24 protein-coding genes and 5 tRNA genes are annotated in these 26,826 nt (G+C 47.8%); 18 read left to right on the top strand and 11 right to left on the bottom strand.

Features of this window, described 5'->3' with window-relative positions:
* Positions 1-88: 88 nt before the first annotated feature.
* Both EQP46_RS06355 and EQP46_RS06350 read right to left on the bottom strand, forming a co-directional pair.
* Entirely contained in the window at positions 89-814 is a 726-nt protein-coding gene (locus EQP46_RS06355) for a response regulator (RefSeq protein ID WP_129492841.1), read from the bottom strand.
* 121 nt (positions 815-935) lie between these two features.
* On the bottom strand, positions 936-2,540 hold the full coding sequence (locus EQP46_RS06350; protein ID WP_129492840.1) for an ATP-binding protein: 1,605 nt from the start codon (positions 2,538-2,540) through the stop codon (positions 936-938).
* A gap of 241 nt (positions 2,541-2,781) precedes the next feature.
* Between EQP46_RS06350 and EQP46_RS06345 the strand changes: the two genes are divergently transcribed.
* The 12 genes from EQP46_RS06345 (at position 2,782) to EQP46_RS06290 (ending at position 14,970) form a co-directional block, all read left to right on the top strand.
* Complete coding sequence (locus tag EQP46_RS06345; protein WP_129492839.1) at positions 2,782-3,765, top strand: tripartite tricarboxylate transporter substrate binding protein; 984 nt, start codon at positions 2,782-2,784, stop codon at positions 3,763-3,765.
* A gap of 98 nt (positions 3,766-3,863) precedes the next feature.
* Positions 3,864-4,337, top strand: coding sequence for a tripartite tricarboxylate transporter TctB family protein (locus EQP46_RS06340; protein ID WP_129492838.1), 474 nt, complete (start codon positions 3,864-3,866; stop codon positions 4,335-4,337).
* Positions 4,338-4,341: 4 nt separating this feature from the next.
* A complete protein-coding gene (locus EQP46_RS06335) occupies positions 4,342-5,892 on the top strand; it encodes a tripartite tricarboxylate transporter permease (RefSeq protein ID WP_129492837.1) in 1,551 nt (516 codons plus the stop codon).
* 8 nt (positions 5,893-5,900) lie between these two features.
* Positions 5,901-7,103, top strand: a complete 1,203-nt coding sequence (locus EQP46_RS06330) for a CaiB/BaiF CoA transferase family protein (protein WP_129492836.1) — start codon at positions 5,901-5,903, stop codon at positions 7,101-7,103.
* The gene (locus EQP46_RS06325; RefSeq protein ID WP_129492835.1) at positions 7,100-7,945 is read left to right on the top strand and encodes a citryl-CoA lyase; all 846 of its coding nucleotides are present in this window, start codon (positions 7,100-7,102) and stop codon (positions 7,943-7,945) included. The genes EQP46_RS06330 and EQP46_RS06325 overlap by 4 nt, the downstream gene beginning before the upstream one ends.
* Before the next feature lie 288 nt (positions 7,946-8,233).
* The gene (locus EQP46_RS06320) at positions 8,234-8,632 is read left to right on the top strand and encodes a hypothetical protein (RefSeq protein WP_129492834.1); all 399 of its coding nucleotides are present in this window, start codon (positions 8,234-8,236) and stop codon (positions 8,630-8,632) included.
* A 578-nt stretch (positions 8,633-9,210) separates the two neighbouring features.
* Positions 9,211-10,626: an SLC13 family permease gene (locus EQP46_RS06315; RefSeq protein ID WP_194956728.1), complete on the top strand. Its 1,416-nt coding sequence runs from the start codon at positions 9,211-9,213 to the stop codon at positions 10,624-10,626.
* Positions 10,627-10,635: 9 nt separating this feature from the next.
* A complete protein-coding gene (locus EQP46_RS06310) occupies positions 10,636-11,415 on the top strand; it encodes a hypothetical protein (RefSeq protein ID WP_129492832.1) in 780 nt (259 codons plus the stop codon).
* Positions 11,412-12,659 carry a 2,3-bisphosphoglycerate-independent phosphoglycerate mutase gene (apgM, locus tag EQP46_RS06305; RefSeq protein ID WP_129492831.1) on the top strand — a complete coding sequence of 416 codons (1,248 nt, stop codon included), beginning with the start codon at positions 11,412-11,414 and terminating at the stop codon, positions 12,657-12,659. Before EQP46_RS06310 ends, apgM begins: the two co-directional genes overlap by 4 nt.
* A gap of 65 nt (positions 12,660-12,724) precedes the next feature.
* Positions 12,725-13,729 carry a LysR family transcriptional regulator gene (locus tag EQP46_RS06300; protein WP_338068748.1) on the top strand — a complete coding sequence of 335 codons (1,005 nt, stop codon included), beginning with the start codon at positions 12,725-12,727 and terminating at the stop codon, positions 13,727-13,729.
* A 179-nt stretch (positions 13,730-13,908) separates the two neighbouring features.
* Positions 13,909-14,649 (top strand): metallophosphoesterase family protein, encoded by a 741-nt coding sequence (locus tag EQP46_RS06295; RefSeq protein WP_129492830.1) that lies wholly within the window; start codon positions 13,909-13,911, stop codon positions 14,647-14,649.
* Between the two features lie 36 nt (positions 14,650-14,685).
* A complete protein-coding gene (locus EQP46_RS06290; protein ID WP_129492829.1) occupies positions 14,686-14,970 on the top strand; it encodes a hypothetical protein in 285 nt (94 codons plus the stop codon).
* 79 nt (positions 14,971-15,049) lie between these two features.
* On the opposite strand, the gene EQP46_RS06285 is transcribed toward EQP46_RS06290, so the two are convergent.
* Positions 15,050-16,759: a mechanosensitive ion channel family protein gene (locus EQP46_RS06285; RefSeq protein ID WP_129492828.1), complete on the bottom strand. Its 1,710-nt coding sequence runs from the start codon at positions 16,757-16,759 to the stop codon at positions 15,050-15,052.
* A 302-nt stretch (positions 16,760-17,061) separates the two neighbouring features.
* On the opposite strand from EQP46_RS06285, the gene EQP46_RS06280 reads away from it, so the two are divergent.
* The 4 genes from EQP46_RS06280 (at position 17,062) to EQP46_RS06265 (ending at position 20,187) form a co-directional block, all read left to right on the top strand.
* Entirely contained in the window at positions 17,062-17,595 is a 534-nt protein-coding gene (locus EQP46_RS06280; protein ID WP_129492945.1) for a cytochrome b, read from the top strand.
* A 194-nt stretch (positions 17,596-17,789) separates the two neighbouring features.
* Positions 17,790-18,581: a ParA family protein gene (locus EQP46_RS06275; protein WP_129492827.1), complete on the top strand. Its 792-nt coding sequence runs from the start codon at positions 17,790-17,792 to the stop codon at positions 18,579-18,581.
* Positions 18,582-18,695: 114 nt separating this feature from the next.
* Complete coding sequence (locus EQP46_RS06270) at positions 18,696-19,325, top strand: winged helix-turn-helix domain-containing protein (protein ID WP_129492826.1); 630 nt, start codon at positions 18,696-18,698, stop codon at positions 19,323-19,325.
* An 82-nt stretch (positions 19,326-19,407) separates the two neighbouring features.
* A complete protein-coding gene (locus tag EQP46_RS06265) occupies positions 19,408-20,187 on the top strand; it encodes a DUF3307 domain-containing protein (RefSeq protein WP_129492825.1) in 780 nt (259 codons plus the stop codon).
* A gap of 127 nt (positions 20,188-20,314) precedes the next feature.
* Here EQP46_RS06265 and EQP46_RS06260 read toward each other — a convergent pair whose 3' ends face one another.
* A complete protein-coding gene (locus EQP46_RS06260) occupies positions 20,315-21,277 on the bottom strand; it encodes a TerC/Alx family metal homeostasis membrane protein (RefSeq protein WP_129492824.1) in 963 nt (320 codons plus the stop codon).
* 407 nt (positions 21,278-21,684) lie between these two features.
* Positions 21,685-23,574: a methyl-accepting chemotaxis protein gene (locus EQP46_RS06255; protein ID WP_129492823.1), complete on the bottom strand. Its 1,890-nt coding sequence runs from the start codon at positions 23,572-23,574 to the stop codon at positions 21,685-21,687.
* A gap of 178 nt (positions 23,575-23,752) precedes the next feature.
* On the opposite strand from EQP46_RS06255, the gene EQP46_RS06250 reads away from it, so the two are divergent.
* On the top strand, positions 23,753-23,959 hold the full coding sequence (locus tag EQP46_RS06250; RefSeq protein ID WP_129492822.1) for a hypothetical protein: 207 nt from the start codon (positions 23,753-23,755) through the stop codon (positions 23,957-23,959).
* A 312-nt stretch (positions 23,960-24,271) separates the two neighbouring features.
* Entirely contained in the window at positions 24,272-24,880 is a 609-nt protein-coding gene (locus tag EQP46_RS06245; protein ID WP_129492821.1) for a hypothetical protein, read from the top strand.
* Between the two features lie 85 nt (positions 24,881-24,965).
* Here EQP46_RS06245 and EQP46_RS06240 read toward each other — a convergent pair.
* From EQP46_RS06240 to EQP46_RS06215, 6 genes are all read right to left on the bottom strand, one after another.
* Positions 24,966-25,041: transfer RNA gene (locus tag EQP46_RS06240), tRNA-Val, on the bottom strand.
* Positions 25,042-25,088: 47 nt separating this feature from the next.
* A tRNA-Val gene (locus tag EQP46_RS06235) sits at positions 25,089-25,165 on the bottom strand.
* A 32-nt stretch (positions 25,166-25,197) separates the two neighbouring features.
* Positions 25,198-25,274, bottom strand: a tRNA-Val gene (locus tag EQP46_RS06230).
* 22 nt (positions 25,275-25,296) lie between these two features.
* Positions 25,297-25,373: transfer RNA gene (locus tag EQP46_RS06225), tRNA-Val, on the bottom strand.
* A gap of 22 nt (positions 25,374-25,395) precedes the next feature.
* Positions 25,396-25,472 (bottom strand) — tRNA-Val (locus EQP46_RS06220).
* 213 nt (positions 25,473-25,685) lie between these two features.
* On the bottom strand, positions 25,686-26,708 hold the full coding sequence (locus EQP46_RS06215; RefSeq protein WP_240671674.1) for a DUF3080 family protein: 1,023 nt from the start codon (positions 26,706-26,708) through the stop codon (positions 25,686-25,688).
* Positions 26,709-26,826 lie beyond the last annotated feature (118 nt).

Here is a 26,826-nt window from a genome sequence, read left to right as displayed (position 1 = left end):
TGGGTTCTAATTGTCTAGCAAAGATCACAGATGAAGCGAAATCTATTTTGGCTTAGCAAAGAAGCAGCGAGCGGGCTTTTTACCGTTTTTAGTGCGTCATACCCAAAGCCAAATACCGTCGTTCTGGCCTGCCCACGCTGCCGTAATTCACCTGTGCTTCGAGTTCTTGGGCGCTCACCATGTATTCCAGATAGCGTCGTGCGGTGGTGCGGCTTGCGCCGATCAATGTGCCGACTTCCTCTGCGTTGAGTGACTCATCGGCATCGCTGAAAACCGCGCGAATTTTGTCGAGGGTGATGACATCGATGCCTTTTGGTAGGCGTTGGTGTGAATGCGTTGTTTGTGGCTCTTGTTGAGGTGCCGCTGTGTTTGTTGCGCGTTGCGGGAGCAGGGTGTCGACATCGGTTTGTGCGAGGGATTCCATCGCTTTCAGTTTATCCAAGTGCGCGGCGTATTGGCTGAGCACTTCTTGAAGGCGTTCAAACACCAATGGCTTGAGAATATAGTAAAACACGCCACTGCGCAGTGCTTCTCTTAGCGTATCGACTTCTTTGGCGGCTGTGATCAAAATGACATCGGTGGCGCAGTTATTGGCGCGTAGTTTTCTCAGCAGATCGAGCCCTGTGCCATTTGGAAAATGGTTATCGAGCAGAATTAACTCTGGCTGAAAAACATCGACCAGATCTTCTGCATCTTCAAGAGTGTGCGCTATACCCACCAGTTCAAAACCGTCTATACGCTCAAGAAAACGCTTTTGAATTTCTGCGATTTGATGGTCATCTTCTGCAATGACGACTCGTATGTTTTGGGTCATAAATACTGCTTCTTCCGTGTTTTTTGCATAGTAAGTGTTACAGTGTAACTATTTACTTTCGATAATCTTTCCAATGGTTTACCAATAGCTTTCTATGTGTTTTCTGGTCTTTTCTTTATCGTTATCTGTTTTTAGGGATATAGACTGTAAAGCGACTTCCCGCCTTGTCACCCGGTTCTAACATAATGGTGCCACCGAGCTTTTGAAGCAATTTAGTGACCAAATGAAGCCCGAATCCATGGCCTTCTCCCTGTTTTGTTGTGACACCTTTGCGGAATATGTTTTCGTGCTGCTCTTCGGGAATTCCTGCGCCTTGATCTTCAATTTCGAAAATAAGGTCATTACCCAAGTCCGTCATCGAGAGCTTCACTTCGAATTTCTGGTTTTGGAGCGTGGCTTCGAGGGCGTTATCAATCAGGTTACCGAGAATGCTCACCAACTCCTCGCGAGGAATACGATCCGGGATCGCCTTCATGCTGCTTTCAGGATCGATATCAAGGTGTAAGCCAAGTTCTTTGGCGCGGTTGTACTTCCCGAGTAAACAGCCTGCGAGAATCGGGTCTGGCACGGCTTCCACCAGCAATTGAATCAAGGCTTGGTGGCTTAAGGTTTCTTGGCCAATAAGCGCCAAGGCTTCTTCGGTTGCACCGATCTGAATGAGTCCTGCGATGGTGTGAAGTTTGTTCGAGTACTCGTGAGATTGGCTACGTAATGTGTCTGCGTATTTTTGGATTTGGGTTAAGCGACGGCTCACCAAATCAAGTTCATCTTTTCGTCTGAAACTCGACACGACGCCCGTGATTTCGCTGTCTTGGACCATCGGCAGTCGGTTTACGATCAGGTTTCTGTCTTGCAACCATATCTCTTTATCAAACTGCGGTTTTCCAGAAAGCATCACGTTCATTAAACGGCTGTCGGGCAAGATTTCTTCAATCGGTTGTCCCGTGAGTTCGGTGTTTGCATCCAACCCCAGTGTTTCGATCGCGGCGCGGTTAAAGGTGGTGATATTACCTTGGCTGTTTACCGCAATGATCCCTTCGCGAATGGATTCCAAGGTGGCATTTCGCTCTTGGAACAATTGGCCGATTTGTTCTGGCTCTAAACCAAAAATGGCCTTTTTAAAGTGAGAGGCAAACCATAGTCCGGTGAGCACGCTCAAGCCGAAACTGAGTGAAATCACGAGATACAAGGTATTTCGATAGCGATCGATGATCGCTTCGACCGTATCGAGCATGAACCCCACAGAGATGATACCGACGACGTTTTCTTGGTTGGCGTCAAAGATGGGGGCTTTACCACGCACTGATGCCCCTAAGCTTCCTGTTGCCTTTTGAATATAAGGTTTGCCGTAGAGAAGGGCGGGTTCGTTGTAATCGCCATCGTCGTCGTACATGGGTTTTCCAACACGCTTCCAAGACGGGTGGGCAAGACGAATGCCGTTTCTGTCCCCAATCACGACAAAACGCGCACCATTGATGCTGGCGAGGTCGATCGTCAAGGGTTGAAGCAATTCGCTGTCTCGATTTTCTACAGCTTCAATGACTTCAGGAATCGAGGCAATGGTTTTGGCAACGTGAAGCGCACGTTGTCCTATCTGTTCATCTAGGGAGTGACTGAGGTACGCCAAGGCAAAAAAACCGATCAATCCGGTTTGTAACAACGCCATCATGCCGAGGATCAGCACCATGCGGGTTTTCAATTTAAATGAGCGAAGCGAAAGCAACATATGCTGATACATCCTTATATGTGTGGCTGACTGTACGCGTTATTTCGTGATGTGCGTCGTCAGGTTCCCATTTTTCAGCACTGGGTCACGTCTATGAACAAAATGAACTTAACGTTTTTTAAACACTAAAAAAACATTAAATACAGAAGCTTTCCAACACAAGTATGGAGAAATAGTTTGAAGGGGTAGGTCAACAAAATAAATGCGTCCTAAGGACAGAACGACACGAGGATATACACCTATGATTTCGAATCTTTTCACCAAAAAGCGTTCATTCGTTGCCGCAATTGCACTTACCTCTGCACTCACCGCAGGTATGGCATCGGCTGCTGTAGAAGAAGTGCACTTCCTCATCCCTGGTGGTGCAGGTGGTGGTTGGGATGGTACCGCACGTGGTACCGGTGAGGCCTTGTCAAAATCTGGCTTGGTGGAAACCGTCTCATACGAAAACATGTCTGGTGGTGGTGGCGGCAAAGCGATCGCGCACTTGATTGAAGTGGCTGAGCAATCAGAAAACACCTTGATGGTGAACTCCACGCCTATCGTCATTCGCTCCCTTTCTAAAGTGTTCCCTCAATCTTTCCGCGATTTGACGCCGATTGCTGCAACGATTGGTGACTATGCTGCGTTCGTTGTACCGAAAAACTCCAAGTACAACAGCTTCAAAGAAATCGTGGCTGACTACAACGAGAACCCGCGTTCTGTGTCGGTTGCTGGCGGTTCATCACGTGGCGGCATGGACCACCTCGTTGCCGCGATGGCATTTAAAGCGGCGGGTGGTGATCCTAAGCGTGTGAAATACGTGGCGTACGATGCGGGCGGTAAAGCCATGGCAGGTATGCTTTCGGGTGAAACCCAAGTGCTTTCAACGGGCTTTAGTGAAGCATTGGCGCTGAAAAATGCGGGTGAAGTACGCATTCTTGCTGTTACCAGCGATGAGCGCTCTCCTGCAGCGCCAGACGTTCCAACCCTGAAAGAGCAAGGTTACGACGCGAGCTTCGTTAACTGGCGTGGTTTCTTCGGTGCGCCGGGGCTGTCTGATGCACAAGCAGACGAATACGCGCAAACACTGGAAAAAATGTACTCAACCGACGAGTGGGTAGCAGTGCGTGACCGTAACGGTTGGACTGAGATCTTCAAACCACGCGCGGAGTTCGTGACCTTCCTTGAAGGCCAAGAGCAAGAAGTGGGTGCGTTGATGAAGGAACTTGGCTTCCTACGCTAATCATGAAAATCACGCCGAGTTCTTAGCACTAGGCTCAGGGCTCGGCGTTCTTATTTCTGACGGGCTTGCTCGTTTGTTGTTGTATCAAGGAGTGTCAGATGGTTGTCACTAAAGACCATATCGGTGGTCTCGTCTTTCTCTGTCTTTCAGTGGCCTATGGTTTTTACGCGCGTGAAATCCCTATGTTTCCCGGCGATGAATATGAACCGTTTAATGCGCAAACTCTGCCTATCTTCCTATCTTGGCTGGGTGGCATTCTCGGATTTTTAATGTTGGTAACAGCGCGCCGCGACGTTGCGAGCAAACTCTCTGTGGCTGGGCTCGATTTTCTGCTGGTTGCGAAACTTCTCGTTCTGATCATGATTTTTGCTTTCGCCCTTGAATGGGTGGGCTTTACGTTATCGACGATTCTATTTTTGGTGGGCGGTTATTGGATCCTCGGCGAACGCCGACCAAAAACGCTGTTCATAGCATCTGTGCCTTTTGCTGTTGGCATCTGGTTTGTACTTGCGAAGTTGTTGGATATCTATCTCGCACCGGGTCGCTTGTTTACACAAGTTTTAGGAGGTTAAGACGATGTGGGAAGGAATCTCAACCGGCTTAGGCACCGCCTTAATGCCGTTCAACTTGATGATGGTCGTCGTTGGTTGTTTTGCTGGCACCTTCATTGGCATGTTGCCAGGTCTTGGCCCTATTTCAGCCGTTGCGTTAATGATCCCGATTACCTACGGCCTTGATCCCGCGTCTGGCATCATCTTGATGGCGGGGGTGTATTACGGTGCGGTCTTTGGAGGCTCTACGTCGTCCATCCTGATCAACGCGCCGGGTTGTGCAAGTACTGTTGTTACCGCGTTTGATGGTTTCCCAATGGCGCAGCAACGCCAAGCAGGTAAAGCCCTTGCGTTGGCAGCGTACTCCTCATTCACTGGCGGTACGATTGGTGCCATCATTCTGCTTTTCGCCGCGCCGGCGTTGGCTTCGGTATCACTCAGTTTCCAGTCTTCTGATTACTTTGCACTGATGATTTTGGGCCTTACTGCAGTGTCTGCATTCGCAGGTAAAGGGCAAGTGCTGAAAGCCATGGCGATGACCGTCTTCGGCTTGATGATTGCCACGATCGGTACGGACGCCATCACAGGTGCACCGCGCTTTACTTTTAACAATATCGATTTGGTGGATGGCATTAGCTTCTTGCTGCTTGCGATGGCGACATTTGCATTGGCGGAAGTGGTGACCACAGTGATGAAAGGGCAGCACAAAGAAGAAGAGCAAGACATGGACATGGCTGCGCTAGGCAGCATGAAACTGTCAAAAGAAGAAGTGAAAGAAGTGGCACCCACCGTGGCGCGTTCTTCCATCTTCGGCTTTATCGTTGGCGTGTTGCCGGGCGCAGGCGCCACCATTGCTTCATTCCTTGCTTACGGCCTTGAGCGTAACCTTGCGCCAAAACGCTTGAAAGAGAAGTTTGGTAAAGGGGCACTGCGCGGCTTGGCAGCGCCAGAATCGGCAAATAACGCTGCATCAACGGGGTCATTTGTGCCTTTGCTTACCTTGGGCATTCCGGGGTCAGGTACAACGGCCATTATGTTGGGGGCATTGATTGCTTACGGTATTCAGCCGGGCCCACGTCTGTTTGTTGATAACCCTGACGTGTTCTGGTCGGTAATCATTTCGATGTACTTTGGCAACTTGGTGCTATTGATCCTGAACTTACCGCTGATCCCTTATATTTCGCGTTTGTTGGCCATTCCACGCCCAATTTTGATTCCGTTGATTTTGTTCTTCTCAATCACCGGCGTGTACTTGGTGAGTTTCAATACCTTCGACATCAACATGATGGTGTTAATTACCGTGGTGGCGATATTCCTCAAACTGCTCGATTTCCCGATGGCACCGATGCTGCTTGGTTTCATTTTGGGCGGCATTATGGAAAACAATCTCAGCCGCGCGCTGATTATCTCCGACGGTAGCTTGAGCTTCCTGTGGGACCGCCCGCTAACACTCACCATCATGTGTATTTCGATTTTTGTCTTGTTCTTGCCGCTGATTCGACGTGCACTGGACAAAATGGGGATCGGCATAAAAGTACAGCCGAACAAAGCACAACTGGATCGCAATGACGGCTAGGAGGAAACATGCACGATGCATTGTCATCCTATAGGGTGTTGGATTTAACCAATGTGTTGGCAGGCCCATTCGCTTGCCATCAATTGGCGCACCTCGGTGCGGAAGTGATCAAAGTGGAGGTCCCCCTTAGTGGGGACCTTGCTCGTCAATTAGGGGCCGATGTTGAGTTAAACCGAGAGAAAATGGGCATCTCCTTTCTGGCGCAAAATTCCGGTAAACGCTCTATCACCGTCAACCTTAAGCACCCAGACGGCAAAGCTGTGCTCAAAAAGCTGGTGGAATCTGCGGATGTGCTGGTGGAGAACTTTCGCCCAGGCGTCATGGCACGTTTGGGGCTGGATTACGAGGTGTTAAAAACCGTCAACCCTAAGCTGATTTACTGCGCGATTTCGGGTTACGGTGCTGACGGCCCGATGAAAAACCTGCCTGCCTATGACCAAATCATCCAAGGTATGTCCGGTGTCATGTCGATAACAGGCGCGCCGGACAATGCGCCGTACCGCGTTGGCTATCCCATTGCTGACACCATTGGCGGCATTACTGCAGCGTTTGCGATTTCCTCAGCGCTCGCGGGACGTGCCCACACGGGCAAAGGCTGTTTTATTGATGTTTCCATGCTGGAGTCAACGCTCGCGACGATGGGTTGGGCGGTATCTAACTTTCTTGTTGCAGGTCGAGAGCCTCAACCGATGGGTAACGACAATGTCACGGCCAGTCCTTCAGGGGCATTTAATACCGGTGATGGTCTTATCAATATCGCCGCCAATAAGCAGGAGCAGTTTGAAGCCATTTGTGATTTGTTAGGTCGTGGCGAGCTAAAAGCGGATCCACGGTTTAGTGAACGACAAGCAAGGCTTAAACATCGCACTGTGCTGACTGAGATCCTTGAAGATGCGTTTTCGGCAGAGTCTGCCGAGGTGTGGGAGCAAAAGCTGAATGCCATTGGCGTGCCTGCGGGGCGCGTGTTGTCTGTGCCTCAGGCATTGAACCTAGAACAAGTGAAGCAGCGCGACTTTGAAGGCACGTTTGATGATGTGGATGGTGTAGGGCGAGACGTTCACATCGTCAGAACGGGTTTTCTGGTGGATGGAAAGCGCCCGAAAGTGGAATCACCCCCACCTAAATTGGGCGAACACAGTCACGATATTCTCTCTGAGCTGGGTTTTAGTGATGAAGATATTGAGCGCCTGAAACAAGGAGGAGCCGTATGAGTATTCGACGACCCACAGAAGGCCCAGAAAAAGCAGTTGCTGACTGGTGGCGTACCGACATTATCGACATGACACCGGGGGAGATTGGCTACTACGGTTACCCGATAGAAGCACTCATCGGCAACGTCAGCTTCACCCAAATGATTTGGTTGATGACGCAGGGTTCGCTGCCATCGCCAGAAAAAGCCAGGTTGCTCGATGCCGCGTTAATGTCAGCGGTCGATCATGGCCCTCAAGCGCCCAGCATTGCAATTGCGCGCATGGCGGCAACCTGCGGCGTTGGACTCAATAATGCCATGGCATCAGCGGTTAACGTATTGGGCGATGTGCATGGTGGCGCGGGCGAACAGGCAATGGCCTTCTATCAAATGATTGATGACATTACGCAAAACGACGGTGTGGATGTTGTCGTTGCTACACAAAAAGGGCTGGAGAAACAGCGCGAACTGTTCGGCAAGTTCATTCCGGGTTTTGGGCATCGTTTTCATCCTGTTGATCCCCGCGCGCCGCGTTTAATGGCGGTGGTGGAAGAGGCGAAAACAGCAGGTGTGGTAGAAGGGCGTTTTCTTGCGATTGCTCAAGAGGTCGAAGTGCAGCTAGAAAAAGAGAAAGGCAAGAAAATCCCAATGAACATCGACGGGGCAACAGCGGTGATCTACGCAGAGCTCGGTGTCGCACCTGAATTGGCAAGAGGGCTGTTTTGTTTGTCCCGTTCGGTGGGAATACTGGCGCACGCATGGGAGCAGACCCAGCAAGGCGGCAGAAATAAAGGGCCAATTCCTCGAGATCTCCTTTGGACGTATGATGGCCCAGCAAAGCGCTCGGTGCCTGATTCAGACTAGTTCAACGTTGACGCATGTTCAGCATACCGCCTTGACGCCATCTCATCGATGGCGTTTCTATTTGTGATGCGTTGCACTTCCTCAGCACGGTTATGCTCTTGCATGATAATGAACGGTGTTTTATTGTTGTCATCATTGTGACGTTGATGAGTGTTATCTCTGTCTATATCCAAACAAGATGATGGTGCAGTATTCAGCGAGATTGACTAATGTGTAGGGAAATGCATCAGCATTCGGTACACCTCAGGGTTGTTTGGTTGGGTGTCACCCGCGAGAAGGAGCATTAAGATGCAAATGAAACCGATTTTACTGTCTTTGCTATTTTGTTTACCTGTTTTAGGTCTTTCAGGGGCCGCGCACGCAGAGCAAAGTAGTTGGGATAAAGCCAAAGAGTCTGCCGCCGAAGCGTGGGAATCTGCAAAAGAAGCGGGTGATAGCGCGTGGGATGCGACAAAAGAGAAAAGCAATGAGCTGTTAGAAGGCGCGCAAGAAGGCGGCGACAGCTTATGGGAAAGCACGAAAGAAAAGAGTGCAGACATTTGGGATAAGACCAAAGAGAAAAGTGGCGAGCTTGCCGAAGAAGCGAAAAAGAAAGCCGACGAAGTATTAACGCCTGAAGAAACAGAACCTGCGCCCGTGAAGCCTTTGGAATCCGAACCTGAGAGTGTGTTTAATCAAGAAGCGTAGCGTAACTGGTCATCCATCTAAATGGCGGAGAGTGTCTTCCTAACTCCGCCTTAGTTAACCTTTTACTGGTTATTATTGAGACGCAGTAGTGCCGACATCATTGCTGCGCCTATCCAGGTAAGAATCTTCGTGAACAACCATCTCTCGGCTATTTGGACACAACAACGGTAAAAATAGCACTTATCACGCTCCAGCTTTTGTCATGCGTACTGTTATTCTTGGCAAGTTTTTGTGCTAGTGCTTGCCTCTGAAAATACTCTCCTATCAGTTTCCTGTCAGACATATTCGCAACAACGCCATATCCTCATATTAATCATTACTATTAACTATATTATTAAAAACAACAGGTTGTTTTTATTTCGCCTCAATAGTTCGCATTCATCCATTTGATAATCCAATGCTTGGCATTCATCCTTTCGATTGAACAGTGAATGTTGTCAAACATAACCTTTTGGTAGCTCAGCGATAGACTGAGGTAAAGGCTAGGAAAACCATACTCACTGGACTAAAAGCAAAGGAGATTGCTAGTGGTAAGCATTGTGAGAGACCTGAGCTCCAAAAGTAAAACAGAGAAAATAATGTATTACCTCGGCCTACCATTGGCCATGGTTGTACTCATGATTTTCTATTCCATACCAACACCTGACGGCATTACGTTCGAAGGCAAGATGTCCCTTGGTATTTTTAGCTTTGCGCTAATCCTTTGGGTATCCGAATCACTGCCCAACTATGCGACCTCAATGATTTCGATCGCCTTGCTATCCATTCTTGGTGGGTGGGCCGAGAAGAATGCGCTAGGGACCATGGGTTACGGCGTGATTTGGCTAATGATCTCAGCCTTCATCATCACATCGGGCATGGAAAAGAGCGGATTGGCTAAACGTATCGCGCTAGCAATCATCACTCGCTTTGGTAAAACATGGAAGTCGATGTTGATGTCGCTGATGGCTGCAAACTTTACCATCGCTTTTATTGTGCCATCCACAACGGCGCGTGCTGCTATGTTGTTGCCGATCGTGCTTCTTATCGCCAAAGCATTCAGCGTTGAAAAGGGTAATAAGAATCTTGGCAAGTTACTGGCCATTCAGGGCCTGCAAGCAAACAACATTTCTACGTCAGCCATTGTGACCGCAACAGCACCTCAGATTCTTGCCATTGGTTTGATGAAAGAGCTAACTGGCTCTTCAGTATCTTGGGGGGAATGGTTCATTGCGTCAGCACCTATCGCTATCCTTACACTGATTGCATCATTCTTTATCGGTATTGCGCTATTTAAACCCTCAGGTTCGGCGAAATCTGGCGGCGAAGAGATACAAGAAATCAATCGACAATATCAGGAGTTGGGTTCTGTATCGTCAAATGAAAAGAAAGCCGCGTCCATCTTCATTCTCACCATCTGTTTATGGGCCACTGATAAATGGCACATGGATCTGTTTGGTTTTCAGATTAGCTTAGTGATGGTTGCTGTTATTTCTGCAGCGATATTCTTTATGCCTTATGTCGGCATTCTTTCTTGGAAAGAGGCAAAAATACCCTGGAACTTGATGGTGTTTGCCGCCGGTGCTTACGCCGTTGGTGTGTCATTGAGCGAAACCGGTGTTGCGTCATGGGCGTTGGGCAGTATCTTTGACCACCTTGGTGTGAAAGACATGAGCTTCACCACTCTCTATGGTGTGGTTATCGCGATATCCAGCTTCAGTCATTTCGTCTTCACCAGTAAAACGGTTCGGACCATTATCCTTATTCCCACCCTTATTGGTCTTGCAGAAAGTGCAGGGGTTCCGCCTCTGATGTTGGCGCTACCCGCCGCATTCACGATTGCAGATACCATCACGCTTCCTCCACACAGTAAAGCAAACTTGGTGTATTACAGCACAGGCTATTTCTCGGTAAATAACCAGTTGTTATATGGCGTTTTAACCTTGATGGCGAAGTGGTGCTTCATGTTTGGCGCGTCGTTCACATGGTTCGCATATCTCGGCATTACACCTTAAGGAGGCTACATGATGTTTAAGCCGTTATTTTCAACACGCGCAGTGCTTACACTGTTATTTCCACTCGGTATTGTGTTGTCGCCAACCCTTGCTGCTAAAGAATTTGGAGACATTCAGCAATACCACGAGAACATCCAACCGTCAGGTTCGGAAGGCATTATCAATACCTCCGTCACTGCGACCACCAATGCCGAGGGTGTTGTTTACTTACCTGCTTATGAAAAGGGTCAGTTAGCAAACTACGAAGTATTGTCGGGAACATTGATTGGCACGCCTGAGCGCGTCGACATTCATGGCCGTGAGGCATATCGATACCGTTTTGCGTCAAGTGATAGCGCAGTGACGTTGCAGCAAACGTTTCAAGTGAAAAAGCTCTACAAAGAAAAGAAAGCGAAGCTCAAGTACAGCCATCCTGCTGGCGTTACGCGTGTTTCTTACACCTTTACCAATACATCACCCTCTACAATTGATGATTTTTCTACCCAGCTTTCTGTGCCAAAAGGCACCGAGCTTTATGGTGTTGTAACACCGGAATGGTCGAAGAAAAAGAAAACATTCACCATCAGTAAACTGGATGATTGGAAAGTGGTAACGGTGAATCGAAGCGCGCTGGCTGCTGGACAGGAAGTTGAAACAAAAGTGCGTTTATACCGTCCAGCACCAAGCATCAAATGGGTGCTTTGGACGTTCGTCATCCTAATTTCCGGCGCGTTGCTTTGGAAACGAAGAGATGTACTTGTCGACGAAAAAGAAGCCGTTGAATCAGCGCCAATTGAGGAGCAAAAATGAGTAAACAAGCCCTATTAATTATTGCTGACGGTATGGGGGATAACCCTATACCTGACCTAAACGGTCTTACCCCGCTCGAGTATGCGTTAACACCAAACTTAACTGCGTTGGCGAAAAAGGGGCTATTCGGGAACGTGCACCCAGTACAACCGGGCGTTCCTGTCGGCACGGACGTAGGCCATTTAGCGATTTTTGGTTACGACCCTTATGAGGTTTACACAGGGCGTGGTCCTATTGAAGCATACGGTGCAGGGATCGAGTTGTTACCCTCCGACATTGCGTTTCGCGGTAACTTTGCGACGGTTGATGATGAATTCACCGTGCTTGACCGTCGAGCTGGGCGCATCAACGCGGGTACACATGAACTTGCAGAGGCGCTAGACGGGATTGTGCTTTCTAACGGTATTAAGGTGATTGTTCGTCCGCTGAGTGCCCACCGTGTTGCTGTCGTTTTACGTGGTGAGAATCTCTCTGAACATGTTAGTACGACAGATCCTGGTACAGCGAAAGAAGGGGAGACAGTCTGTAAGAGCATTGCATTGAATGAAGAAAGTGATGCGATAAACACTGCTGACGCCATTAATGAACTGACAGAGAAAATGTTTTCTGTCCTGAGTTTGCATCCAATCAATGCCGAACGTTCGTTACAAGGTATGCCGCCTGCAAATATGATTTTGCTGCGTGGCATCGGGCGAGAAATACAGGCACCAAAGATCACAACAACACTGGGTATTCGTGGTGCGTGCATCGCAGGTGATCGCACTGTGCTTGGAATCGCTAGAATGGCGGGCTTTGACGTGTATCACCGCGACAGCTTTACCGCTGGCCATGATACGGACTTTATCGCTAAAGCAGACCTTGCGATTGAACAATTGAAGAGCGGTTATGATTGGGTCGTGTTGCACATCAAGTCTCCTGATTTGGCGGGGCATGATTGCCAACCCATGATTAAAGTATCGTCTGCGATTAAGCTCGATATGATGCTAGGGCACATACTCAGACACATTGATTTGAATGAGTGTTTTGTTGGCTATACAAGCGATCATTCAACCCCTTGCATGAGACGGGATCATTCTGGTGATCCTGTGCCGTCGTTTTTTGCTGGCGGGAATGTAAGACGCCTGCCGATTGAAAACTTCGGTGAAAAGTACGTGACACATGGCAGTTTGAATAACCTCACGGCGCGGGATTTTTTCCGCATACAAATGGATCACTTAGGGGTCGTTGCTAAGCTTGGTGCTTAGGTCATAAAAGCACTGTCTAAGCAAGGTTATCTCTTATACTCAAAGCAGAAGTGACATCATGGTTGATGTGTCGCTTCTGCTTTTTTACAAGGAATGAAATGAGAATAGAGAACTTTGAGGCTTTCGTGAAAATCGCCCACCTGCGCAGTTTTACACAAGCCGCTGAAGAGTGCTTCTGTACGCAGGCGACGATCTCTCAACGCATTAAAAACTTAGAGAACTATTATAAAGCGCAGTTGCTCGATCGTGTTGGGAGAGATGTGAAACTGACGATGGCTGGACAGCGGGTGTTACCTCACTGTGAGGCGGTGATTAAAGCTATCCGTGATTCAAAGAACGAGTTAGTCACGTTAAACAAACTCTCCACAGGGGATTTAAAAGTGTGCAGTTCCAATACGCCTGGCACTTATATCCTTCCCCAAGCATTGTCTGATTTTCATCTCATGTACCCTAGCGTGAATCTAGAATCTCAAATCAAATATGCCAAAGATGTCATCAGTGAAGTGTCTTATGGGCGTGATTGTGAGTTGGGTTTTGTGTCACAACCAGCAGAAACAGGGCTGGATGATAAAAAGCTGCACTTTGAACCCTTGCTGCGCGATAGGCTAACGGTCGTTGTTTCACCGCAACATCCGATGGTGTTGACCAAGTGGGAAGGGAAAGCATCCATACCATTAAGTGAATTGCATGGGCTGTCGCTGCTGACATCAAACCGCAAAAGTACGACCGTCAAAAACGTCGAGAGAACAAGTGGCACGAAAGTAAACTTTAAACAGGTCGTTGCTCTTGGCAGTATGGAGGCGGTAAAGAAAGCCGTTGAGTTAAATACGGGGGTGGCCATTGCCTCTCATTTTTTGATTCAAGAAGAGGTGAAAAAAGGAAGCTTGCTGTCGCTCTCAATTGACGATGTTTCCATCAACCGTTACATCATGCTTGTGCATAGAAAGAATGTCAGCTTATCCCCCGTTGCCCGTGCATTTATAAAAAAGCTGAAAGAGGATTTGATCGCGAATTACTCCGAGTTGTATTGTGGCTTTAGTGGGCAAACGGGATCAAACAGTGACATCTGACGCCATGATGCCATGATGCCATGATGCCATGATGCCATGATGCCATGATGCCATGATGCCATGATGCCATGATGGCATTGGGTGCATACCTCTCCCTTTACGTACGCGTTTAAGGTGCACGTGATGGTGACGGCATCTTCAGGTTGTTGGTATAGCATTTTCCGCGAGGGGAGACATACATGCGCATTGCACTGATATCAGACATTCATAGCAATATTTACGCACTCGATGCGGTGCTTGATGATATTCGCCATCAAGGTGTCGATCTCGTCGTCAACTTGGGCGACATCCTCTACGGACCCATAGCGCCGCGCGCGACGTACGAGCGTTTGATGGAAGAGGATTTCCTCACCATTCGCGGTAATCAAGACCGACAAATCTACGAAGCAACGCAGAATGACATTGATGCCAATCCCACCATGGCATTTATACTCGAGGATCTGGGTGACGCGCCGTTGACCTGGATGCGAGGCTTACCTGCTACTTATGCGCTTAACGACGATGTGTTCTTTTGTCATGGCACGCCCGAAGATGACTTGATTTATCTGCTTGAAGATCTAAAAGTGGGTGCGCCTATTCTGCGTGACGAATCTGACATTCTTCGTCTGTTAGCAGGCAATAGCCATTCACTCATTTGTTGTGGTCACACGCATTTACCTCGGCTGGTGAAAACCTCCACGCGGCAATACATTGTTAACCCGGGTAGTGTAGGGCTGCCAGCTTACGCAGATGATGAGCCCGTATTTCATAAGATGCAAACGTTTAGCCATCATGCCTCATACGCCATAGTGGATGGAGAAGGGGCGGATTGGCATGTCGACCATAAACGCATCGACTACGACGTTCATCGCGCAGTGAAAGCGGCGAAAGAAAGGCATCGTTTGGATTGGGTGTCATTTTTGTCAACAGGTCGCGCATAAACATGTTGATTTAAGCGCGGTGAGCAGAGGGATCGCATGGCAACAAAATATCAGTTCTTCACCATTCCGAATTCGGATAGGAAAAAGTACACCTTCCTTGATATGGCATCGGAAACCTTCCTGATTGAAAAAGCGGGATTGTTAGAGCAAGGGTTTGAAATTGAAGATGATGTCATTCTCGCTGAATCAGCAGAAGAAGCGGTTGAAAAATACAAATCGAACTTCATCTATGTCATGGAAGATTATAACGCCTCCACAAATGTGTTCTATACCCTGTATATGACGTTCAAGTCCTTGTTTACGTCGAATAAAAACGGGTAACGAAAAGATGTAAAAAAAAGCGCCGAGTAAGGCGCTTTTTTTGTGGGTGTGACTTTGGCAATGAACGTCTTGTCGCTTGCTACAGTTCATTTTTAGGCAAGGGAGGAATGTCCGAAGATGCCATGTGCAGATGCACATCTTGTTGAGGGAAAGGAATGGAAATGCCTTCCTGATCAAAGCGGATTTTCACTTCTCGCGTCACATCCCAATACACATCCCAATAGTCATCCGTTTTCACCCAAGGGCGGACAATGAAATCGAGCGATGAGCTGTTCAACACATGCAGCTTGATCATTGGCTCTGGCGCACGAAGCACGGACGGGTGATTCACCACGATGTCTGTGAGTACTTTTTCAACTTTCTCCACGTCATCGCTATAACTGCACCCAAACACCATATCAACGCGTCGAACGCGCTCATGCGTAACGTTTTTGATTACATCTCCCCAAATTTTGCTGTTAGGCACAATGATGATCTGGTTATCAAAGGTCTTTATCGTGGTATTCACCAAGCTCATATGGCTAACCTTGCCTTCAACGCCACCTGCAGAAACAAAATCACCCACATCGAAAGGGCGGTAAATCAGCAGCATCATGCCCGCGGCGAAGTTAGACAGCGTATCTTGCAAAGCGAAACCAATGATGACACCAGCGATACCAAAACCGGTCAGGATTGGCGTGAGGTTCAAGCCTATTTGAGACAGGGCAATCAGGATACCGATGAACCATACCGCTTTGCCGGACATCGAAATGAAGAACTCTTGCATCAGCATGGACAGCTTGAAGTTCTTTGTTGCAACGGCGTGCTTCACCACGCGGCGTGTCACGTTGGCAATTTGTCGTGCGACCAGCAAGATGATCAAGAAAACGAACAGTTGGAAGATATGTTGCGGCGCGTTTTCAACGAACCAGTTGCCGAACTTGCTCGACCAAGTTTTGACAATGGCAAAGATAACGTCAGTGCTCAGTAAATCTTGTGTGACGCTGCCGGTGACTTCAAAGTACAAACGTTTGTATTCAGCGCTTGGAATGCCTTCCTCATCCGCCATCTCGATCATGGTGCGCAGGCTGGTGGTCGTGATGTCCATTCTGCGTTGGGTAATGAGCTTTCTCAGCTGAATGGCTGCCTTTTCGGATTCAGGGGCGACACTGAGTTGCGCGTTATCTCCGCTGAGTTGCTGCTTTAAATACTCGATGTTGGCGGCCAGTTGTTCAGTGCGTCTGATGATGTCTTTATCAAAGCTTTTCTGAACGGCAGGATCTAAGGCATCGAGTTTTTTTAGCCAGTCAATATTTTGCGATTGCTCCTCGTACAAACTGTCGAGGTACTTTCTTGCTTCACTGTAGTCACTCAGCAATGCGAACTTGTCTTCGTTGTTGGCTTTACTGATTTCTTCAGACAGTTTGGTTGAGCGCTCTGTCAGGTACGCAATCCCACCTTTGCTGTATTTCTGTTGCTGGTTGACCTGCGCGATGAGGAACTTGGCGTCAGTATTTTTCCCCTTTACTGCTTGAGCGATCAGCGATCGTAACTCTTCGTTTTTCTGAAACATTTGCAGCTGCATGGCGAGTTTATCTTCACCGACCGCTTTATCCTGAAGGACGAGGAGTTCGGCTAAATCACGGTTGAACGCTTTGATGCGTTGCTCAAGTGATTCAGAAGGTGCTGCAGCGGTGGCGGTGGGCGTTGCTGCTGGTGTTTCCGAGCTGGCAAGCGTGGCGTTGGAAAACAGTGCGAAGCATAAGAGAAACAGCGATAGGGCACCATTGAAGTGCTTTCTGACAATCATCGAGAGGCCTCATTAATATAGGACGGAAGCAGGTTGAAAACAGTATGGCATTTAGAACAGAGACGAGCACTGGAAGTTCTTCTCACTCTTGGTTTTTTCCTGAGCTCACCTACCAAAAATGAGAGAGAAAACCGTTTGTGAAACACCGTTTTCCAATGTGTGCCAAATACAGTCAATGGAATAAGTAAACATCAAATATTCCCCCATTAATTTTACGTAACTTTACACGCTGCTCATTGTTTAAGCGATTGGCTGGCGGTAAATTAGCCTTACTTAATATAATGATAATGGAGTGAGTGAAAATGAGTAATGTATCGTCTTTATCTAAACCGACGATCTTTTTTCATTGGTTAGTTGCAATCAGTTTTATCGGCGTGCTTGCATTTGGTCTGTATGTGGAAGATTTACCGCGCGGGCCTGAAAAAGGTGAGCTTATCGGTCTACATAAATCCTTTGGCGTATTAGTGCTCGTTTTGGCTGTCTCGCGTTTGTTGTGGCGCTTTAAGGAAGGGTCAATCTCTTCTATTCCTGGTTCACCAAGATGGCAGGAAAAGATCGCCGCTGGCGTTCATCACCTGTTATTACTTGCCACTTTATTGATGCCTGTTTCAGGTATCGCCATGTCGCTGGGTGGCGGCCATGATATCGGTGTATTTGGCGTTACGCTGATTACCGCAGGAGAAAAGAATGAACTGCTGGGTCAGATAGGCAGCACAACCCATGAGGTTCTTGCAAACATTGTGATGGTGACGCTGGCGCTGCATGTTCTCGGCGCACTCAAACATCACATTGTCGATAAAGATGCCACGCTGAAACGTATGTTAGGAAAGTCCTAACGCTGCGTGAGCCTCACTGAGAAAGCCACCTTCAAAGGTGGCTTTTTTCGTTTTCCTCGTTGAATTCTCACACTTTTATTCCATCCCCTTAAATCGAGAGCTTCCTTCATTTTTCTGCCTTAACAACCTGATATTGTTAATAGATATGCACAGTTCGTGGTCGTGCTTCTTCATCATTAATAAGGGCAGGGATCATGAGACGGATCATATTCAACCAAAAGGGCGGCGTCGGTAAATCAAGCATCACAGTTAACCTCGCTGCGCTAAGTGCCGCGAGCGGTAAGAAAACGCTTTTGATAGACCTCGATATACAAGGCAACAGCAGTCATTACTTGGGCGTTGATATCAACGCGAAAACGGAAAGAAGCATTGCGGATTTATTGGATCAAACCGTCTCATGGTTTTCAATGTCCACGCCGATAAAAGAATTTCCCCAAACCACGGCCTATGAGAACTTGGATATCATTCCTTCCAGCCCGCGATTGGCGGCGTTAGAACCTGAACTTGAACGCCGTTACAAAATCTACAAACTTCGAGATGCGCTTGATGAGCTAGAAGGCGAGTACGATCGCATCTACATAGATACGCCCCCAAACCTCAATTTCTACAGTAAAGCGGGGCTTATCGCTGCCCACAAATTGCTGATTCCTTTCGATTGCGACAGTTTCTCGCACCAAGCCTTGTTAACATTAATGGACAACCTTGCGGAACTACGTGAAGACCACAACCGAAAACTGATGTTGGAAGGGGTGGTGGTGAACATGTTTAACGCCCAAGCGAAGTTCCCTGCTCAAATTATCGACAATGTGCGCGAGCTTGGGTTGCCGTTGCTAGAACCCTTTATTCCTCAGTCTGTGAAGATGAAGGAATCGCACTATCAGCAAAAACCACTCGTGCATTTTGCACCGAAGCATAAGCTCTCTCAGAGCTTCGCCGCGTTATATGAAAACCTAGAAATGCAGATTGAAAACAAAAAAGCCTGTTAGTGACCTGATCAGTGCACAGTTGACAATGTTACGTATTGGCGTAACAATTTAAAGAGTTACATATATGTGTAACTCTTTTATTTTTAGTGCTTCTGATACAGCGGTGGAGACAGGATGAGTTTTGCAGGTGTGATAACAGGGGATATCGTGGATTCCACCAAAATGGATGAAGCAACACGTCGACAATGTTTAACCGCGATAGAGGGGTGTTTTACTGCTTTCGGTAACCACGCGAATGGCGACATTTACCGAGGGGATGCGTTCCAGATCTACACGTTAGCCCCCGAGCAACTCCTGTACATGGCAATCAAATTGCGATTAAGTTTGCTGCGTCTTGAACCTTCCGCAGATGTCAGGTTATCGCTGTCTATTGCCAAAGCGACACCGCGAGAACTGCCTGTGCGTATGTCGAACAACAGTGAGGCATTTCTGATGTCAGGTCGGCATCTTGATGCAATGAAAAGCGCGCGCTTAACGTTTAGCGCAGACGATGATGCTTTTGCTGATGATGGCAAAATCGTGTGTTCATTGCTTGATGATGTGATGAGCGGGCTAACCACAAAGATGGCCTTGGCACTCGATGTTTGGATTGAAAATACCACGCTTTCTCATGCAGAACTCGCTGAAAAGTTGGGACTTTCTCGTAGCGCGTTTACTCGCGTCATCAATCGCGCAAGCTACACAAAAGTAGAAGATGTGCTCGATTGGTATCAACGCCGATATAACCGCTATCTTGCTGGATAGTATTGCGGCAACTTATCGAATTTTGGTTCGCGATGCTTATCAATTCGTGTGGTAAATCAAAGAGAAGGAGAGGATAGAAGGAATGATACTCACCGTATTTCTGGTCATGGTGGCGATTCACTTATTTGTTGAGTTCTACGTTATTCCTGAAGATGGCGCGGGGCCGCGTTTCTTACGCACACCGAGCGGCGAGGAAAACAAAAAGAAAACGCTAAATCGTAGACTGATCATGTCAGTACTTTGCCAAAGCGTATTGATGCTCATCTCGCTTCTCTTTTTCACACAAACATTTCTGTATGCATTCGGTGCTGCGCTGTTCATCGGTTTGTTCGCTTTCATGATTGATGTTTGGGGTGTCGAACGCGTCGTCACACTTCGCTCCCTTGTCATCAAACAAAGTGCGCACCTTGCTTTGCTACTCTTCGTCGCGACAGCCATTGTGTCGCCGGATGCGAGAAGTGACGCGATTTCCGCGCTTCAACAGCAAAGTTGGTGGGGATTGTTTTGTGGCATTTTGGCGTATTTGCTTGCAATGAAGCCTTCTTCCGTCGCGATTTCGCTGCTCCTTCGAAATTGGACACAGGAACTGAACGACGCCTCTGATACCGAAAAGAACCGACCACTGAAAGATGCGGGTACCTACATTGGGTATTTTGAACGTGCGTTGATTGTCACCTTTGTACTTTGGGGGCAATTGCCAGGCGTGGCTTTGGTGTTGGCGGCCAAATCTGTCTTCCGCTTTGGTGATATGAAAGATCACGGTAGCCGAATGTTCACCGAATACGTGATGCTTGGTACGTTTGCGAGTGCGCTGTTCGCGATAGCGAGTGCAATGCTAGGGCTTTACCTCATCGCGCTTTAACGCCCGGTGCTGAACGTTTTATCTCGCGTGAGAACGGTAGGCGTGATGGCGTTTAAATTCGCCGCTCTATGATGACTCAAAAACAAAAAGGCACCGAAGTGCCTTTTTATTATCTTTATCTTTGCTGTTAAGCAGCAGCTTTCTCTAACTGGCGTTGTTTCCAAATCGACGCGCCAATACCGACCGCCAACGATGTCACAATCACCCCTAAAGAAACCGGCGTTGCAATCGCAAACGGCGTTTCGATAAGCAGCATTTTCACACCGATGAAGCACAGCATGAACGCAAGCGTGTGGTGCAAGTACGCAAACTTGTTCAGCATGCCACCCAATACGAAATACAGCGAACGCAAGCCAAGTAGGGCGAACACATTCGCAGCCAATACCAAGTAAGGTTCTTGTGTTACCGCAAAGATAGCTGGGATGGAATCCAGCGCGAACATCACGTCGGTCATTGCGATAACCAGTACAACCACCAGCATTGGCGTTGCAAGGATGCCCACAGCATCGCGGATCAGCAGTTTGTTGCCGTGATAATCCGGGCTTACGCGTAGGAATTTCTTCACCATGCGCACCGGCAAACCATCAGAGAAGGATTCGTCTTCTTCGCCGTGTTGACGCCACATTTGGATACCCGTCCAAATCAAGAAGAAGCCGAACAGGTAAAGCACTACGTGGAATTTCGCGATCAGAGGCGCACCCAACGAAATCATGATGCCACGCAGAATCAAGGCCCCCACGATACCTAGCATAAGAATGCGCGGGACGTTTTTTTCTGGCACTTTGAATTGGCTGAAGATCAGTGCGAACACGAAGAGGTTATCAACGCTCAGTGACTTCTCAAGCAAGTAACCCGTGATGAAAGCGGTCGCAGCTTCGCCGTTCGACAACAAACTTGTTGGCGACATGTCAGGCCAGAAGAAGAAAATCGCGCCAGCAAAGAGAAACGCGAGAGCAAACCAGAATACGCTCCAAATGGCAGCAGAACGGAAGCTAATACTGCCTCTCGTTAGCAGCAAGTCGATGCCTAGCATTAAAAGCGTAAGAATTAACAGGCCTTCATAACCTGAGAAGAGTTCACTTAAGAACATGATACCTCCGCGAGCGGAAGGTACAGGAAAGCAGGGTAGCCTGACCAACCGCAAAGCTAAAAAAAGAAAAGCAATACGTGGTGTTGGTCTTGTCAGAACCCAATACGATGAGTTCTCGCGTGCCGGAAGCATAAGCTACGGGATGACGACAGCGCGACGAAATGACTACTCCCCAAAACGCCGCCATAGTAGTGCTTTTCCACCTAATAGAAAACAAAAATCTTGTGAATTCGTACCAAATTTAACGCTGAATAAATACAAGCGCATTGCTGCTCGGTGGGGCGTGGGTTTTCGATAAAGCGCACCACGTTCGAGCGGAAAATGAGAATGACGGGAAAAGAAAATGCCCTGCCGATGGAAAGTCGGCAGGGCATTGGGGCTGTTGTTTCTTTCAGTGCTGAGCGATGTTAAATCTGGAACTTCGCAATCGCAGCGCTAAGTTGCTGATTAGACGCAGAGAGCTGCTGAACATTGCTTAGCGTCGCTTCGCCACTGACATTCAATTGCTCAACCATTTCACTGATAGCGTGGATGCTTTGGCTGATATCTTGTGATGCCTGGTTTTGCTTGTTAGTAATGTCGGTAATGTTGCTGTTCAGTTGATTGATTTCCTCAACGGATTCAGACATCACATCAAGGTTTGCATCCACCAAATTGGTTTGTTCAACCGACTGTAGGCAACTGCGCTTGGTGTTTTCGATCGACTTAACCGCGTTGTCTGTCCCTGCATTTAGGTTTTGCAGCATGTCGTTAATTTCAGAGGTGCTCTGTTGTGTACGGCTGGCTAGGGCGCGAACTTCATCCGCTACCACGGCGAAGCCACGGCCTTGTTCACCTGCTCGTGCCGCCTCAATGGCAGCATTCAAAGCAAGCAAGTTGGTTTGTTCTGCAATGTCACCAATAACCGTTAATACCGAGGCGATTTTTGCGGAATTCTCGCTCATGTTTTGAATGTCCGATTCCATGTCCGTGATTTCTTGGAGAAGGGAATTGACGCTCGTGACAGAATCTTTCACTTTCTGCTTTGACTCAACCGTTTGTGTGTTGGTTTTTTGCGTACAACTCAAGGCTTCTGACGCGCTTTCAGCAACCGTTTCCACTGTCGAATTCATGTTATCAATCTTGGACACAACGTCTTGCGTCACTTGGCTGTGATGGTGAAGAATGCCGTGATTTTCATCGGTTTTGGTCTTCACTTCATCCACTTCACGAGAAATGTTCTTCGTCGCTTCAGAAATACCACTCACGATATCTTGTAAGTTCTGCGCAACTTCATTCATCCCATTTGCGATTAAGCTGATTTCGTCGCGAGATGTCACGTTAACGCGCGCTGTCAGGTCACCACGTGCGAGGCGTTTCATCGCGCGGATAATATCGGATAGCGGTTTAAGCAACTTGTTAACTAGCAATATGGCGATCCCCGCGACCAAAACCACCTGAAGGATGGCAAAGGTGAGGGAGTCCACTCGGCTTGATGTGACGCTTGCGAAGGCAGCATCTTTATTCATTGCGATTGCAAGGAACCAAGGCGTGCCTTCTACCGCGTGAAGATTAAAGAGATAAGGCACATTCGCGATGCTCATTTCGCTGACATCAGGGTTTGAGGCTAGTGTATCTAGCGCTTCTGGCGTCAGTTGGGGCGTGAGTTCGGTTGCTGGCTGCAAGCTCACTGAAGGGTCAACACTGGCGAGAATTGTGGCGTTGTTGTCTAGGAGTATCGCTTGCGTATTATCGGTGCTGATACTGTTGATGTAGCTGATCAGCTGACCAATTTTAATGTCGCCTGCAATGACCGCCATTTCCCCATTACCGCGCGTGTATTTACGCGCAATCGTCACAACCGCTTCGCCAGTGGAAGAGTCTTTATAAGGCTTGGTGATGATAGGGCCGTTAGCCGCTGAAGCTGAAATGTACCAAGGCCTTTGTCTAGGGTCGTATCCTGCTTTTGATGGCTTCGCATTATAACGAATCATCTCACCCGCGCTTGTTCCGACGTACACAGATTGGAAACTGCCAGCGATACGGGCTTGATCAAGATAGGAATAGATTGGCGTGTTCTGCGCATTCACATCGCTGTTCATGGCGCTTTCAATGACTTCGATGCGAGGCTCAATCCAATTTTGGATGCCCTTAGCACTGGCAATGCCCACTGAGTCAATGAATTGTGCAACAGATTGCTCCGTGTATCCGACCAGTTGTTGGTCTTGTCGTTGAAACTGAACAGCAGCAACAACAATGATGATAGAAGCGATGGCGAGTGATATTTTATGTTTTATTGAGCGAGGTAGAATCATCATGACGTCTCTACATTGCGAAATTAATATTTAATTTAAGACACTCGATTAGCATAGAACATGACACTCAATTGATCCTTTCAAGTTCATGAGAGACATTAAGAAAATACTCAATAAGCACCGCTAAGATGACGGTGATACGTCTAACTCTGTGTTTTATTGGTGAGACGGAAAGGCGAGGGTGGAGACATTGACGGTGAGAAGACACAATGTCACGTTGTTACCCATGTTGCTAGCACTGCTTTCTGACAACGCCGCTTCTGAGGCTACATTAAATGCGCAAACTTTTAATTATAAAAGCAAAGAGATTATCGAGCGAACATACAAAGATTGGGGAATTCGCAATGCCTTTGGTGGCTACAATCTATTTTCAGAAGATAATCTATAGGGGCTTCAAGATGTTGATGGGCACTAGGCCGAGGGGCACTACCGTAATGGCTTTTGGGTTGAAGGCCATTACAGAAGGGCGCATGCCAGATATCGCTGAAGTCAGGAAAACTATCCCCTTTATTTATCCTTTTATTGTTCACTCTAAGCAGTTCAACTTTGTGATGCGAAACAATTAGATTTGCATACCCACCGATAAGCTAGAGTGTTTTTTTTGGAATGCATATGTAAATAAGTAGCCGCCACATGCCCGTTCTTCAGTAATTTGGGTAAGGTTTAGTCAGTTAGACCTTCAATTTTAGGAGAGCTGGTAATGACTTTAGAAAGTATTAAATTACTTATTTCTTTGGTTATGCTGCTTGGCTTAGCCATACCTTTGATAAAAATTAAAGAATACAGTTGGAGTAAATCCAAAAACTTGCATGAGATCTATCAGCAGATTAGGACACTCGTAGATGACGGAGTAGACAAGCACCATGCTGAGATTGTTGTGCTTTTCAACGCAGTTACCAAACGACAGTTGAGGAAAGATGAGATTACTTGGTTTATTGAGCAGCCGTATGCTTTTTGTCACTTAAGTGATTTCGGAAAAGCTGGGGCTCGGTATATAGAAGTCAACCTGGAAGGTAATCGACTTGAACTGACTTCTCGCTATAACTCCATGACAAAGCGGCTTGTTTTTCTGTCGGGAGTATTTATATGTGTACTTATCTTTGTAATGGTGCTTTCCGGATTGGCGGCTTACCTCCAATCAATTTCAGACTCGGTGGTCGCCACAGGTGTCAGTAGAGGCTATGTGTTTATAGTTACGCTTCTTGGGGTTGTTTTGTTTTTTATGTCGCAGTCATGTTTAGACAAGGCGGTGAAACTAAGCAAAGTGCACTTTGATAGAGAGCCGGACAACCTGAAGAACAGCAATTAGGCTAGGGGTGAGTTTGAACGCTTTCGAGTTATGCCCAAAAGCAAAAAGCCTGCTCAATGAGCAGGCTTTTTGCTTCTTACGAAAGTGGTGGGCGATACCGGGCTCGAACCAGTGACCCCCTCCTTGTAAGGGAGGTGCTCTCCCAACTGAGCTAATCGCCCGAATAAACGCTTGGGAGACCCATAAGGGTAGTGCGTTTATTGGAATTTGGTGGGTCTAGGCAGACTCGAACTGCCGACCCCTACCATGTCAAGGTAGTACTCTAACCAACTGAGCTATAGACCCAAATTCTGATTCCATCCTGGTTAGGGAAGGAATGGTGCGTCCGGGCAGACTCGAACTGCCGACCCCTGCCATGTCAAGGCAGTACTCTAACCAACTGAGCTACGGACGCATGTACAATTTCCAAGAAAACTTGGTGCGTCCAGGCAGACTCGAACTGCCGACCCCTACCATGTCAAGGTAGTACTCTAACCAACTGAGCTATGGACGCATTGTAGTGCTTTATAAAAACTTGGTACGACCGAGTGGATTCGAACCACCGACCCCCACCATGTCAAGGTGGTGCTCTAACCAACTGAGCTACGGTCGTACTGCATGTCTTTACCGGGCAGCTATCGCCCTGAAAGCGGGATGAATATTAGCGAGTAGGGGCAAGGCGCGCAAGCGTAAATCCGGACTTTTTTGTGTTTCGACGTCTGTTTGCTGTTTTGGTGCACAACTTGGCGCATCTGTGGTCATTATTTTGTGTTTTTAACGGGTTAAGCGACCATGTGCTTCACATTTGATATTGGCAAAAATGGGTTTACTGACGGCCGACAGTGATTTGGCAACGTGAGAATAACGATTGCCAATATTGAACATGGTGTCTTACTGCACGTTGAAATTCATCGTATCGCTCGCCTCTTAAATACGCATCTTGATAGGGCTGAAAGTCGGAAGGTGCGGCGTTTATTGATGCATTTAGTTGGTGGAGTGAGGGCTGTACGTCTAAATACAATCCATTGAGTTTTGAAACGTAAGGCTGAACAGCACCAATAAAGAAGGTATCAAAGACATTTCTGAGATAGTTCAGTCGGGTTGGGTCGCGGTTTTCACCACAAATGATGAGGTGATCATCACGCTCAAGCTGCTGGGTAATGGTGTTCAACCATCGCGTGCTTTCATCTAAAGAAAGGAATACCGCCCCCAAGTAATGCTGTTTTTCTATGGGCTCTTGCAGCGAGATAGCGTCGACCTCTTGGGGTTTCTGCCCGATGAGATTTGCATAGCGCGCTATCGCCAACAGCGCATCACTGTGAGGAAAGGGTTCGTCTGGCGGAATAAGGGCATTGCCGGCGGGAATAAGCTGCTTACGCCACGCCTCACTGGATGCAAACGTATTCCAATACACCGTCGTGAGCTGTTGGGATTTGTGTTCTTGCAACGCGGTAAGTTGTTCCGTCAGCGCTTCGTTTTCTATGTTCGACAGGCAGTAGGCAACCGTGTTTAACAGTTTGATTTCGTAATCGAGGTGGCGGAAGGCGTCTTGCACTTTGCCAAGGATAGAATTGCGATCCGCGATGAGTTGAAACAAGCCACACTCGCGAAGCTCATACGCATCGAGCAACCCCATGCGAATGTCTGCAAGCGGTAAAAGAAGATCGCGCTTACGTGGCAGAGGAATGGATATCGCTTCGGATAACGGCAGTGGGTCAGTCTCTACGACATTCGCTAGACGTTGTTGATAGGTTTCAAACTGAGCGATAGCAGGATCGTCACCAAAACACCCTGTTAGTGACAATAACAGCATTGCGACAGTGGCATGGCGAAGAGTGTTGGCGATCACGACGTATTCACAGCCTCTTTAAACGAGTAAGCCTAGGAATATACGAAGTATATGGAATAAGCGATCGATGTGCGCGGTAAGACCTTGAGAATAGATAAAACCGGGGAATATGGTCATT

Origin of the sequence: Enterovibrio baiacu (assembly GCF_004120195.1) — a bacterium.
Classification (GTDB): domain Bacteria; phylum Pseudomonadota; class Gammaproteobacteria; order Enterobacterales; family Vibrionaceae; genus Enterovibrio; species Enterovibrio baiacui.
This window is presented reverse-complemented; position numbering and strand designations above follow the sequence as displayed.

Excerpts from the sequence above, each read along its gene's own strand:
- EQP46_RS06275 (WP_129492827.1), top strand. The coding sequence starts at position 17,790 with ATGAGACGGATCATATTCAACCAAAAGGGCGGCGTCGGTAAATCAAGC.
- EQP46_RS06330 (WP_129492836.1), top strand. The coding sequence starts at position 5,901 with ATGCACGATGCATTGTCATCCTATAGGGTGTTGGATTTAACCAATGTG.
- EQP46_RS06290 (WP_129492829.1), top strand. The coding sequence starts at position 14,686 with ATGGCAACAAAATATCAGTTCTTCACCATTCCGAATTCGGATAGGAAA.
- EQP46_RS06310 (WP_129492832.1), top strand. The coding sequence starts at position 10,636 with ATGATGTTTAAGCCGTTATTTTCAACACGCGCAGTGCTTACACTGTTA.
- EQP46_RS06255 (WP_129492823.1), bottom strand. The coding sequence starts at position 23,574 with ATGATGATTCTACCTCGCTCAATAAAACATAAAATATCACTCGCCATC.
- EQP46_RS06355 (WP_129492841.1), bottom strand. The coding sequence starts at position 814 with ATGACCCAAAACATACGAGTCGTCATTGCAGAAGATGACCATCAAATC.
- EQP46_RS06325 (WP_129492835.1), top strand. The coding sequence starts at position 7,100 with ATGAGTATTCGACGACCCACAGAAGGCCCAGAAAAAGCAGTTGCTGAC.
- EQP46_RS06285 (WP_129492828.1), bottom strand. The coding sequence starts at position 16,759 with ATGATTGTCAGAAAGCACTTCAATGGTGCCCTATCGCTGTTTCTCTTA.
- EQP46_RS06350 (WP_129492840.1), bottom strand. The coding sequence starts at position 2,540 with ATGTTGCTTTCGCTTCGCTCATTTAAATTGAAAACCCGCATGGTGCTG.
- EQP46_RS06335 (WP_129492837.1), top strand. The coding sequence starts at position 4,342 with ATGTGGGAAGGAATCTCAACCGGCTTAGGCACCGCCTTAATGCCGTTC.
- EQP46_RS06340 (WP_129492838.1), top strand. The coding sequence starts at position 3,864 with ATGGTTGTCACTAAAGACCATATCGGTGGTCTCGTCTTTCTCTGTCTT.
- EQP46_RS06295 (WP_129492830.1), top strand. The coding sequence starts at position 13,909 with ATGCGCATTGCACTGATATCAGACATTCATAGCAATATTTACGCACTC.
- EQP46_RS06300 (WP_338068748.1), top strand. The coding sequence starts at position 12,725 with ATGTGTCGCTTCTGCTTTTTTACAAGGAATGAAATGAGAATAGAGAAC.
- EQP46_RS06345 (WP_129492839.1), top strand. The coding sequence starts at position 2,782 with ATGATTTCGAATCTTTTCACCAAAAAGCGTTCATTCGTTGCCGCAATT.
- EQP46_RS06280 (WP_129492945.1), top strand. The coding sequence starts at position 17,062 with ATGAGTAATGTATCGTCTTTATCTAAACCGACGATCTTTTTTCATTGG.
- EQP46_RS06315 (WP_194956728.1), top strand. The coding sequence starts at position 9,211 with ATGTATTACCTCGGCCTACCATTGGCCATGGTTGTACTCATGATTTTC.
- apgM (WP_129492831.1), top strand. The coding sequence starts at position 11,412 with ATGAGTAAACAAGCCCTATTAATTATTGCTGACGGTATGGGGGATAAC.
- EQP46_RS06265 (WP_129492825.1), top strand. The coding sequence starts at position 19,408 with ATGATACTCACCGTATTTCTGGTCATGGTGGCGATTCACTTATTTGTT.
- EQP46_RS06260 (WP_129492824.1), bottom strand. The coding sequence starts at position 21,277 with ATGTTCTTAAGTGAACTCTTCTCAGGTTATGAAGGCCTGTTAATTCTT.
- EQP46_RS06245 (WP_129492821.1), top strand. The coding sequence starts at position 24,272 with ATGACTTTAGAAAGTATTAAATTACTTATTTCTTTGGTTATGCTGCTT.
- EQP46_RS06270 (WP_129492826.1), top strand. The coding sequence starts at position 18,696 with ATGAGTTTTGCAGGTGTGATAACAGGGGATATCGTGGATTCCACCAAA.
- EQP46_RS06320 (WP_129492834.1), top strand. The coding sequence starts at position 8,234 with ATGCAAATGAAACCGATTTTACTGTCTTTGCTATTTTGTTTACCTGTT.